Annotated in this window: 5 protein-coding genes; 4 read left to right on the top strand and 1 reads right to left on the bottom strand. The window is 67.5% G+C overall.

The window, feature by feature from the left end:
• Positions 1–99 precede the first annotated feature (99 nt).
• Positions 100–1416, bottom strand: coding sequence for a M20 family metallopeptidase (locus QMX79_RS17155; RefSeq protein WP_282247816.1), 1317 nt, complete (start codon positions 1414–1416; stop codon positions 100–102).
• Between the two features lie 293 nt (positions 1417–1709).
• On the opposite strand from QMX79_RS17155, the gene QMX79_RS17150 reads away from it, so the two are divergent.
• From QMX79_RS17150 to QMX79_RS17135, 4 genes are all read left to right on the top strand, one after another.
• On the top strand, positions 1710–2954 hold the full coding sequence (locus QMX79_RS17150) for an efflux RND transporter periplasmic adaptor subunit (protein ID WP_282247815.1): 1245 nt from the start codon (positions 1710–1712) through the stop codon (positions 2952–2954).
• 86 nt (positions 2955–3040) lie between these two features.
• The gene (locus QMX79_RS17145; protein ID WP_282247814.1) at positions 3041–6271 is read left to right on the top strand and encodes an efflux RND transporter permease subunit; all 3231 of its coding nucleotides are present in this window, start codon (positions 3041–3043) and stop codon (positions 6269–6271) included.
• A complete protein-coding gene (locus QMX79_RS17140) occupies positions 6268–9390 on the top strand; it encodes an efflux RND transporter permease subunit (RefSeq protein ID WP_282247813.1) in 3123 nt (1040 codons plus the stop codon). Before QMX79_RS17145 ends, QMX79_RS17140 begins: the two co-directional genes overlap by 4 nt.
• 260 nt (positions 9391–9650) lie before the next feature.
• A complete protein-coding gene (locus QMX79_RS17135; protein ID WP_282247812.1) occupies positions 9651–11708 on the top strand; it encodes a TonB-dependent receptor in 2058 nt (685 codons plus the stop codon).
• Positions 11709–11927 lie beyond the last annotated feature (219 nt).

Below are 11927 nucleotides of genomic sequence, written 5' to 3'. Positions count from 1 at the left end.
CGGGGCGGGGCCCCCCCACCGGGGGGGCCCCTACCGGTATGTCACCGACGGCGGGTAGCGCACGACCGTTGGTCGTGCGGAGCCAGCGTTCGTGCGATCTCAACCCGCCTTCGGCGCGTTGAGGAAATCCAGACTCACCTGCAGCAACGCGCGCAGGCCCACATCCAGCGCCTTCTCGTCCAGCAGGAACTTCGGCGAATGGTTGGCCGGGGCGGTGGCCGGGTCGATGCCTTCGCTGGTGGAGCCGACGAAGAAGAACATGCCCGGCACCTGCTGGGCATACAGCGAGAAGTCTTCGGCGCCCATCTGCAGCGGCGGCTCGTACACGTTGGCTTCGCCGACCACGGCCTGCAGGCTGGGCAGCATGCGTGCGGTCAGCGCCGGGTCGTTGACCGTGGCCGGGTTGCCTTCGGCCTCGAAGATCTCGGTCTGCGCCTTGGCGCCATGCGCGGCGGCGGTGTGTTCGGCCACGTTGCGCAGGTCGGCGAAGATCTGCTGGCGCATGCCTTCGTCGAAGGTGCGGATGGTGCCCACCATCTCGACCTCGTCGGGAATGATGTTGTAGCGGATACCGCCCTTGATCGCGCCGAAGGACACCACCGCCGGCTGCTTGGAGATGTTGGAGCGGCGGCTGACGATGGTCTGCGCGGTCCCCACCAGGTCGGCGGTGGCCACGATCGGGTCAACCCCGTTCCACGGGGCCGAGCCATGGGTCTGGCGGCCGATCACCTTGATCCCGAAGCGGTCCGAGGCGGCCATCAGCGGGCCACCGCGCACGGCGATCTGCCCGGCCTGCACACTGGAGAAAACGTGCAGGCCGAATACCGCATCCGGCTTGAAGTCCGCAAACAGGCCTTCCTTGAGCATCAGCGCGGCACCGCCCTCTTCCGGCGACGGCGCGCCTTCTTCGGCGGGCTGGAAGATCAGCATCACTTCGCCGGGCAGGTTCTCGCGCATCTTCACCAGCGCGTCGGCCACGCCGAGCAGGGTGGCGGTGTGGGCGTCATGGCCGCAGGCGTGCATCACGCCCACCGGTTCGCCGCGATAGGTGCTGGTGGCCTTGGAGGCAAACGGCAGGCCGGTCTGTTCGGTCACCGGCAACGCGTCCATGTCCGCGCGCAGGGCGATGCGCGGGCCGGGCTTGCCGCCCTTGATGATGGCCACCACGCCGTGGTGGGCGATGCCGGTCTTCGGCTTCAGGCCCATGGCGCGCAGCTGCTCGGCCACCTTGGCCGAGGTGCGCTCCTCGCGGTTGGACAGCTCCGGGTGCTGGTGGAAGTCGCGGCGCCACTGCACCACCTGGGCCTGCAGGCGGGCGGCGGCGGCGGTGACTTCCGGACGTTCTGCCGGGGCGGTGGCGGCCAGCGCGGGCGAGGCGAGCAGCAGGGCGGACAGCAGCAGCGACAGACGGGGCATTCGGGTCTCCACGGGGTTTTCGGGCTTTGAAGCTGAATGTAGGGCATCAAGCTGGTTTTCGCTGTAACTTTTGGCCGCCGCGAACGTTGTCGGGATAAGCAGCCGACTAACAGTCGGCGCTACCGGGTCGCGCGGGGTGGTCGCGTCGGGCCGTCCGGGGGGGAGTTGAACCTTGTCGGCGCTTGCGGGTCTGACCGCCCGTCCCATTTGTCATGCATGAAAGGTCACGGGTGGCGGGTATGCTTTGCGACTGCCAACCGGGCCCCGCCCTTCGCCAGCCTCAGGAGTTTTGAATGTCGCGTTTCTGGAAGATCGTGCTGCTGGTGATCGCAGTGCTGGTAGTGGGGCTGGTGGGCATGCGCATGCTGGGCGGCGGCAAGGGTAAGGATGCCAAGGCCGACGCGCAGGCCGAGGCCGGCAAGGACGGCGAGCGCAACACGGACCCGGTGCCGGTGACGGTGATCGACGCGGCCCGCCAGGACGTGCCGGTCTACGCCAGCGCGCTGGGCACGGTGAGTGCGATGAACACCGTGACGGTGAGCCCGCAGGTGGGCGGCCAGCTGATCAGCCTGAACTTCAAGGAAGGCCAGGAAGTGAAGCAGGGCGACCTGCTGGCGCAGATCGATCCGCGCACGCTGCAGGCCAGCTTTGATGAAGCCGCGGCGGCCAAGAAGCAGAACCAGGCCCAGCTGGCCACGGCGCGCTCGAATTACCAGCGCTCCAATTCGCCCGAATACCGCCAGTACGTGGCCAAGACCGACCTGGACACCCAGCGCAACCAGGTGGCCCAGTACGAAAGCGCGGTGGCGGCCAATGAAGCCAGCATGCGCGCGGCCCAGGTGCAGCTGCAGTACACCCGCGTGACCGCGCCCATTTCCGGCATCGCCGGCATCCGTGCGGTGGACGCCGGCAACGTGGTCAGCGCCGGGACCGCGCTGGTCACCCTGACCCAGATCCATCCGATCCACGTAGTGTTCAACCTGCCCGAACGCCAGCTGCCGGACGTGCGCCAGGCCCAGCAGGCCGGCCCGGTGACGATTGCCGCACTGGACCGCAACGACTCGCACGTGCTCACCGATGGCGGCAAGCTCGACGTGGTGGACAACCAGATCAGCAGCGACAGCGGCACCTTCCGCGCGCGTGCGCTGTTCGACAACGCCGACAACACCCTGTGGCCGGGCCAGTTCGTCAACGTGCGCATGCAGCTGCGCACGATCGCCGGCGGCGTGGTCATTCCCACTCAAGCCGTCATGCGCGGCCCCGACGGCGAGTACGTGTACATCGTCAAGCCGGACAACACGGTGGCCATGCAGACCGTGAAGAGCGGCGTGGAAGTGGGCGACAGCAACGTGCAGATCACCGAAGGCCTGAAGGGCGGCGAGCGCGTGGTCAGCGAAGGCCAGTTCCGGCTCAAGCCGGGCAGCAAGGTCACCGCACTGAAGCCGGGCGAGACCCCGGCCGCGCCGACCGAGGCCGAACTCAAGGCCGCCGCGCAGAAACAGGGCCCCGGCAGCCGCCGTGGCGGCGGTCCGCGCTGACCGCGCAGGCCGCAACCGTAACGCCGGCCCGGTGGCCGGCGTACGCCTCCCGCATCGCCGTCTGATGTAACAGCAAGGATCCGCCCGTGGGCTTTTCGACGATCTTCATCCGCCGCCCCATCGCCACCTCGCTGCTGATGGCGGGCCTGCTGCTGCTCGGCATCCTGGGCTACCGCCAGCTGCCGGTGTCGGCGCTGCCGGAAATCGATGCGCCCAGCCTGGTGGTCACCACCCAGTACCCGGGTGCCAACGCCACCACCATGGCCTCGCTGGTGACCACGCCGCTGGAACGCCAGTTCGGGCAGATCTCCGGGCTCGAGCTGATGACCTCCGATTCGTCGGCGGGCCTGTCCACGATCATCCTGCAGTTCGCGATGGACCGCGATATCGACATCGCCGCACAGGACGTGCAGGCCGCGATCCGCCAGGCCACCCTGCCCTCGTCGCTGCCCTACCAGCCGGTCTACAACCGGGTGAACCCGGCCGACGCGGCGATCATCACCCTCAAGCTCACCTCCGACACGCGCCCGCTGCGCGATGTGAACAACTACGCCGACTCGATCCTGGCCCAGCGCCTGTCGCAGGTGCAGGGCGTGGGCCTGGTGTCGATCGCCGGCAACGTGCGGCCGGCCGTGCGCATCCAGGTCAATCCGGCGCAGCTGTCCAACATGGGCCTGACCCTGGAAGACCTGCGCAGCGCGCTGACCCAGGCCAACGTCAACGCACCCAAGGGCTCGCTCAACGGCAAGACCCAGTCCTACAGCATCGGCACCAATGACCAGCTGACCAGCGCGGCCGAGTACCGCGAGACCATCATCAGCTACAAGAACGGCGCGCCGGTACGGCTGGCGGACGTGGCCGAGGTGATCGACGGCGTGGAGAACGACCAGCTCGCCGCCTGGGCCGATGGCAAGCCGGCGGTGCTGCTGGAAATCCGCCGCCAGCCCGGTGCCAACATCGTGCAGACGGTGGAGCGCATCCGTGCATTGATGCCGCAGCTGCAGAACGTGCTGCCGGCCGACGTGCACCTGGAGGTGTTCTCCGACCGCACCGAAACCATCCGCGCCTCCGTGCATGAAGTGCAATTCACCCTGATCCTCACCATCGGCCTGGTGGTGGCGGTGATCTTCGTGTTCCTGCGCCGCCTGTGGGCCACGATCATTCCCTCGGTCGCGGTGCCGCTGTCGCTGGCGGGCACGTTCGGGGTGATGGCCTTTGCCGGCATGTCGCTGGACAACCTCTCCCTGATGGCGCTGGTGGTGGCCACCGGCTTCGTGGTCGACGATGCGATCGTGATGATCGAGAACATCGTGCGCTACATCGAACAGGGCAAGAGCGGACCGGAAGCGGCCGAGATCGGCGCGCGCCAGATCGGCTTCACCGTACTGTCGCTGACCGTGTCGCTGGTGGCGGTGTTCCTGCCGCTGCTGCTGATGCCCGGCGTCACCGGCCGCCTGTTCCATGAGTTCGCGTGGGTGCTGAGCATCGCGGTGGTGCTGTCGATGCTGATCTCGCTGACGCTCACCCCGATGATGTGCGCCTACCTGCTCAAGCCCGACGCGCTGCCGGAAGGCGAGGATGCGCATGAGCGCGCGCACGCGGCCGGCAAGCAGACCGTGTGGAGCCGCACCGTGGGCCTGTACGAACGCAGCCTGGACTGGGTGCTGGACCACCAGCGCATGACCCTGGCGGTGGCCGCCGGCGCGCTGGTGCTGACCGTGGTGCTGTACATCGTCATTCCCAAGGGCCTGCTGCCCGAGCAGGACACCGGGCTGATCACCGGCGTGGTCCAGGCCGACCAGAACATCGCCTTCCCGCAGATGGAACAGCGCACCAAGGCCGTGGCCGAAGCGCTGCGCAAGGACCCGGCGGTGACCGGCGTGGCCGCGTTCATCGGCGCCGGCAGCATGAACCCCACGCTCAACCAGGGCCAGCTGTCGATCGTGCTGAAAGAGCGCGGCGACCGCGATGGGCTGGAGGAGATCCTGCCGCGCCTGCAGCAGGCCGTGGCCGGCATTCCCGGCGTGGCGCTGTACCTCAAGCCGGTGCAGGACGTGACCCTGGATACCCGCGTGGCGGCCACCGAGTACCAGTACTCGCTGTCGGACGTGGACAGCGCGCAGGTCGCGCTGCAGGCCACCCGGCTGACCGAGGCGCTGCGCCAGCGCCCGGAACTGGCGGACGTGGACAACAACCTGTCCAACCAGGGCCGTGCGCTGGAACTGACCATCGACCGCGACAAGGCCAGCGTGCTGGGCGTGCCGATGCAGACCATCGACGACACCCTGTACGACGCGTTCGGCCAGCGCCAGATCTCCACCATCTTCACCGAGCTCAACCAGTACCGCGTGGTGCTGGAAGTGGCGCCGGAGTTCCGCACCAGCACCGCCCTGATGAACCAGCTGGCGGTGGCCTCCAACGGCGCCGGCGCGCTGACCGGCAGCAACGCCACCAACTTCGGCCAGGTCACCTCGTCCAACTCCTCCACCGCCACCGGCATCGGCGCGCAGAACACCGGCATTCCGGTGGGTGCGGGCAACATCATCCCGCTGGCCGCGCTGGCCGAAGGCAAGGTCACCAGCACCCCGCTGGTGGTCAGCCACCAGCAGCAGCTGCCGGCGGTAACGGTGTCGTTCAACATCGCCCCGGGCTATTCGCTGTCCGATGCGGTCAAGGCGATCGAAGAGACCCGCGCCAGCCTGGACATGCCGGCGCAGGTGCATGCGCAGTTCATCGGCAAGGCCGCCGAGTTCACCGGCAGCCAGACCGACGTGGTGTGGCTGCTGCTGGCCTCGCTGGTGGTGATCTACATCGTGCTGGGCGTGCTGTACGAGAGCTACATCCACCCGATCACGATCATCTCCACCCTGCCGCCGGCGGGCGTGGGCGCGCTGCTGGCGCTGATGGTGTGCGGGCTGAGCCTGTCGGTGGATGGCATCGTCGGCATCGTGCTGCTGATCGGCATCGTCAAGAAGAACGGCATCATGATGGTGGACTTCGCCATCGAGGCGCGCCGCGCCGGGGCCAACGCGCACGAAGCGATCCGCCGCGCCTGCCTGCTGCGCTTCCGCCCGATCATGATGACCACCGCCGCGGCCATGCTGGGCGCGTTGCCGCTGGCACTGGGCACCGGCATCGGTTCGGAGCTGCGCCGCCCGCTGGGCATCGCCATCGTCGGCGGCCTGCTGATTTCGCAGCTGGTCACGCTGTACACCACGCCGGTGATCTACCTGTACATGGAGCGCTACTCCGAATGGCTGCGCCAGCGCCGTGAACAGCGCGCGCTTCGCGACGGCACCGCACAGGACCACGCGTGAACATCTCCGGCCCGTTCATCCGCCGCCCGATCGGCACCGCGCTGCTGGCCATCGGCCTGTTCGTGGTCGGGTTGATGTGCTACCTGAAGCTGGGCGTGTCGGCGCTGCCGAACATCCAGATTCCGGTGATCTTCGTACACGCCAGCCAGTCCGGTGCGGACGCCACCACCATGGCCTCCACGGTCACCGCGCCGCTGGAGCGCCACCTGGGCCAGCTGCCCGGCGTGGACCAGATGCGCTCGTCCAGCTCCGAAGGCAGCTCGCTGGTCTTCATGATCTTCCAGAGCGGGGTGGACATCGATTCGGCCGCGCTGGACGTACAGACCGCGATCAACTCGGCCCAGGCCGACCTGCCCTCCGGGCTGGGTTCGCCGATGTTCCAGAAGGCCAACCCGAACGACGATCCGGTGATCGCCATCGCGCTGACCTCGCAGACGCAGTCGGCCGACGAACTGTACAACGTGGCCGATTCGCTGCTGGCCCAGCGCATCCGCCAGATCAGCGGGGTGTCGTCGGTGGATATCGCCGGCGCCTCCACCCCGGCGGTGCGGGTGGACGTCAACCTGCGCCTGCTCAATGCGCTGAACCTCACCCCGGATGACCTGCGCAATGCGGTACGCGCGGCCAACGTGACCTCGCCCACCGGTTTCCTGACCGATGGCAGCACCACCACGGCGATCATCGCCAACGATTCGGTGGCGCGTGCAGCCGACTTCGCCAACCTGGTGATCAAGACCCAGGACGATGGCCGGGTGATCCGCCTGAAGGACGTGGCCAACGTCTACGACGGCCAGCAGGATGCCTACCAGGCTGCGTGGTTCGACCACAAGCCGGCGGTGGTGATGTACGTGTTCACCCGTGCGGGCGCCAACATCGTGGAGACGGTGGACAGGGTCAAGGCACAGATCCCGATGCTGCGCGACTACCTGCAGCCGGGCACCACGCTCACCCCGTACTTCGACCGTACCCCGACCATCCGCTCGTCGCTGCATGAAGTGCAGATCACCCTGCTGATCAGCCTGGCGATGGTGATCCTGACCATGGCGCTGTTCCTGCGCCGGCTGGCGCCGACGCTGATCGCGGCGATCACCGTGCCGCTGTCGCTGGCCGGCGCAGCACTGGTGATGTACGTGTTCGGCTTCACCCTGAACAACCTGAGCCTGCTGGCGCTGGTGATCGCGATCGGCTTCGTGGTCGACGACGCGATCGTGGTGATCGAGAACATCATGCGCCACCTCGACGAAGGCATGCCGCGCATGCAGGCGGCGTTGACCGGCGCACGCGAGATCGGCTTCACCATCGTCTCCATCACCGCCTCGCTGGTGGCGGTGTTCATTCCGCTGCTGTTTGCCAGCGGCATGGTCGGCGCGTTCTTCCGCGAGTTCACCGTCACCCTGGTGGCAGCCATCGTGGTGTCGATGATCGTCTCGCTCACCCTCACCCCGGCGCTGTGCAGCCGCTTCCTGAGCGCGCATACCGAGCCGGACAAACCCTCGCGGATCGGCCGCTTCCTGGATGCCACCCACGACCGCATGCTGCGCGTGTACACCGTGTGCCTGGATTTCTCGCTGCGCCACGCGCTGCTGCTGTCGCTGACCCCGATCCTGCTGATCGTCGCCACGGTGATGCTGGCCGGCGCGGTCAAGAAGGGCTCGTTCCCACCGCAGGACACCGGTCTGATCTGGGGCCGCGCCAACTCCAGCGCGACGGTGTCCTTCGAGGACATGGTCAACCGCCAGCGCCGCATCACCGACATGCTGATGGCCGACCCGGCGGTGAAAACCGTGGGCGTGCGCCTGGGCAGCGGCCGCCAGGGTTCCAGCGCGCAGTTCAACATCGAGCTGAAGACCCGCAAGGAAGGCCGCCGCGAAACCACCGCGCAGGCACTGGCACGGCTGAGCGCCAAGGCCGATCGCTACCCGGACCTGGAACTGCGCCTGCGCGCGATCCAGGATCTTCCCAGTGATGGCGGCGGCGGCAACAGCCAGGGCGCGCAGTACCGCGTGTCGCTGCAGGGCAACGACCTGGCCCAGCTGCAGGAATGGCTGCCCAAGGTGCAGGCCGCACTGAAGAAGAACCCCATGCTGCGCGACGTCGGCACCGACGTGGATACCGCCGGCCTGCGCCAGAACATCGAGATCGACCGGGCCAAGGCCGCGCGCCTGGGCGTGTCGGTCGGTGCGATCGATGGCGCGCTGTACGGCGCGTTCGGCCAGCGCCAGATTTCGACGATCTATTCGGACATCAACCAGTACAGCGTGGTGGTCAACGCGCTGCCGGAGCAGACCGCCACCCCGCGGGCACTGGATGAGATCCACGTGCGCGCCGGCAACGGCGAGATGATCCCGATCACCGCCGTGGCGCGCCAGGTCCCCGGGCTGGCCCCGCCGCAGATCACCCACCAGAACCAGTACACCACGATGGACCTGAGCTACAACCTGGCCCCGGGCGTCAGCACCGGCGAAGGCGAGGCGATCATCAAGGCCACCGTGGACGGGCTGCGCCTGCCCGGCGACATCCGCATCAGCGATGGCGGCGGCTTCAACGTGCAGCTCAACCCCAATTCGATGCTGATCCTGGTGCTGGCCGCCATCATCACCGTGTACCTGGTGCTGGGCATGCTGTACGAAAGCCTGGTGCACCCGGTCACGATCCTGTCCACGCTGCCGGCGGCGGGCGTGGGCGCGCTGCTGGCGTTGTTCGTGACCAATACCGAGCTGTCGGTGATCTCGATGATCGCGCTTGTGCTGTTGATCGGCATCGTCAAGAAGAACGCGATCATGATGATCGACTTCGCCGTGGTGGCCCAGCGCGAGCACGGCAAGAGCCCGCTGGAAGCCGTGCGCGAAGCCAGCATCGTGCGCTTCCGCCCGATCATGATGACCACCATGGTGGCGATCCTGGCGGCGGTGCCGCTGGCCATCGGCCTGGGCGAGGGCTCGGAGCTGCGCCGCCCGCTGGGCATCGCGATGATCGGCGGGTTGCTGTTCTCGCAGAGCCTGACCCTGCTGAGCACGCCGGCGCTGTATGTGATCTTCTCGTGCCTGCAGCAGCATTGGCGCGGCTGGCGCGCACGCCGGCGCGAGAAGGCCCTGATCAAGCGCGCCGCCCGCGCGTAGGGCGGCGCACGACCAACGGTCGTGCGCTACCGCGGTAGGTACCGACCGTTGGTCGGTACATTCCCGATGGCGTCCATGACGATCATTTGACGCACGGCGCCTGAAAGAGAACAATTCGCACCAGCCACGGTCCTGCCTCGCCTCGCGCACCGCGCTGCTTCCGCCTCCTGCGGGCAGTGCCCCGACTCAGCCACGCCCTCTTCTTCCGCCATCAACCGATCGCGGACGGTGTGCTGCTGTCCGCAGAGGACCCCCACAACATGCATGTTTCCGCTCTTCCGCGCCGCGCCCTGCGCCCGGCCCTGCTTGCGCTGTCGCTGTCGCTGGCCTGCGCAGCCCACGCCCAGTCGCGCTCGGCCACCGAGCTGGACGCGGTCAAGGTCACCGCCGAACGCACCCACACCGATACCGGCGCCCTCGGCGACCGCCCGGTCCGCGATACCCCGTTCGCGATCTCCGTGATCGGCCGCGAGGACATCGAGAAGCGCCAGGTGGTCTCGCTCGGCGAAGCGTTCCTGACCGACCCCTCGGTGGTCACCCAGGTCAGCGCCTACGCCAGTGGCTGGAGCTCGCCGATCCGCAACCGCGGCATCGACCTGAGCTACGACAGCTACCGGGTGAACGGCCTGCAGGTGTCCTCCTGGGGCACCGAGTGGCCGCTGGAAGTGATGGAGCAGGTGGAACTGCTGAAGGGCCCGGGGGGCTTCATGTACGGCTTCGGCCAGCCCGGCGGCATCATCAACTACGTGACCAAGAAGCCGACCGACACCACCACGTTCTCGGCGCAGGTCGGTTGGCGCGAACAGGGCATCGTCAGCGGCCAGGTCGACGTCGGCGGCCGCTTCGGCAACGAAGACATGTTCGGCTACCGCTTCAACGCTTACCAGGAGAAGGGCGAAACCTTCAACGGCGGCGAGGTGAACCGCAAGGTCGGCGCGCTGTCGCTGGATGCGCGCCTGGGCGATGCGCTCACCTGGACCTTCGATGGCGTGTTCCAGGAGCGCGACCTGGGCGAGGAATCGCCGCAGTACTACTTCATCGGCCTGACCGAACTGCCGCGCCCGATCGCCGGCGATGTCAACAATGCCATTCCGGGCACTTTCTACGACACCCGTTCCAGCCTGCTCTCCACCGCGCTGAACTGGCAGATCAACGATGACTGGAAGGCCAGCCTGAGCTATGGCTACACCTCGTCGTGGAACGACGTGAACAAGATCTTCGCCTACATCGACGACGTCAACGGCGATTACGACGTGAACGCCTACGAGCTCGGCGGCAAGAGCGAGTGGAAGCTGGCCCAGGCCATCGTGCAGGGCCGCTTCCAGACCGGCCCGCTGTCGCACCAGGTCGTCGCCGGCGTCTCGCACCAGACCGGGCTGGGCTGGGACCGTCCGTACGAATGGAACACCATCGGCCGTGGCAACCTCTACCAGCGCCCCACCCTTCGCCATGACGCGGTCGGTTCGCATGAGCTCACCCGCGGCAGCGAAACCGTGCAGCAGGCGGTGTTCGTCAGCGACACGGTGGATTTCGGCCACGGCTGGTCGGTGCTGGCCGGTGCGCGCTACAACGACTTCGAAAACAAGGGCGCCTACCACACCTACCCGGTCACCCCGACCTACGCGGTGATGTTCAAACCGGCCGACGAAGTCACGCTCTACACCAGCTACGTCGAATCGCTGGAAGCGGGCAGCCGCGTGGGCAGCGACTACATCAACGCCGGCGACGTGCTCGACCCGACGATCAGCAAGCAGTTCGAGGTCGGCGCCAAGATCGAGTACCCGCGCTGGAACGCCAATGCTGCCGCCTTCCGCCTGGAGCGCGGCGCCAACATCGACCGCCTGACCAGCGGCGGCAAGCTGCTGGTGCAGGACGGCATCACCCTGTACGAAGGCGTGGAAGTCAGCGGCGACGTGCGCCTGACCGATGCCTTCACCCTCGGCGGCGGCATCACCTGGCTGGACCCGACCTACGACAAGCTCTCGCCCGACAGCAGCACCCAGGAAGGCAACCGCACCGCCGGCGCAGCGCGCTGGAACGGCGTGGTGCACGCCGACTACAGCGTGCCGCAGGTGGAAGGCCTGAGCCTGTACGCCCTGGCCCGCTACTACGGTGATGTGTACTACGACGCCGACAACACCCTCAAGCTGCCCGATTACACCCTGGTCAACGCCGGCGTCGGCTACCGCATGCAGGCCAACGGCCACCCGGTCACCTGGCGCGCCAGCGTCGAAAACCTCACCAACAGGAAGTACTGGTCCAACGCCGGCATCGGCCTGCCGCGCACGTTCGCGGTCAGCGTGCGGTTTGATCTGTAAGCGAAGGGCGTAACAGCCTGTCGTTTCATTCTTTGCGAGCGGGGAGGCCGACGGGCAGCCCCGACAGTTGGCTGCGTTGTGCGGGAAGAAGCAGCCAGGCAGGGCCTGGCTCTACGCTTTTCCGTGGCCACCGGCACATTGTCGAAGGGTCGGCGGGGGTGGGTTTGCGGGGGCTTTGCGAAACATGGATGTTTCGCAAGAGCCTCCACGGATGGATTC

Source organism: Stenotrophomonas sp. PS02300 (assembly GCF_029959395.1).
Classification (GTDB): Bacteria; Pseudomonadota; Gammaproteobacteria; order Xanthomonadales; family Xanthomonadaceae; genus Stenotrophomonas; species Stenotrophomonas maltophilia_AD.
This window is presented reverse-complemented; position numbering and strand designations above follow the sequence as displayed.

What these genes read in the sequence shown, in the direction of transcription:
- QMX79_RS17155 (WP_282247816.1), bottom strand. Translation starts at nt 1,416, where the DNA reads ATGCCCCGTCTGTCGCTGCTGCTGTCCGCCCTGCTGCTCGCCTCGCCC.
- QMX79_RS17150 (WP_282247815.1), top strand. Translation starts at nt 1,710, where the DNA reads ATGTCGCGTTTCTGGAAGATCGTGCTGCTGGTGATCGCAGTGCTGGTA.
- QMX79_RS17135 (WP_282247812.1), top strand. Translation starts at nt 9,651, where the DNA reads ATGCATGTTTCCGCTCTTCCGCGCCGCGCCCTGCGCCCGGCCCTGCTT.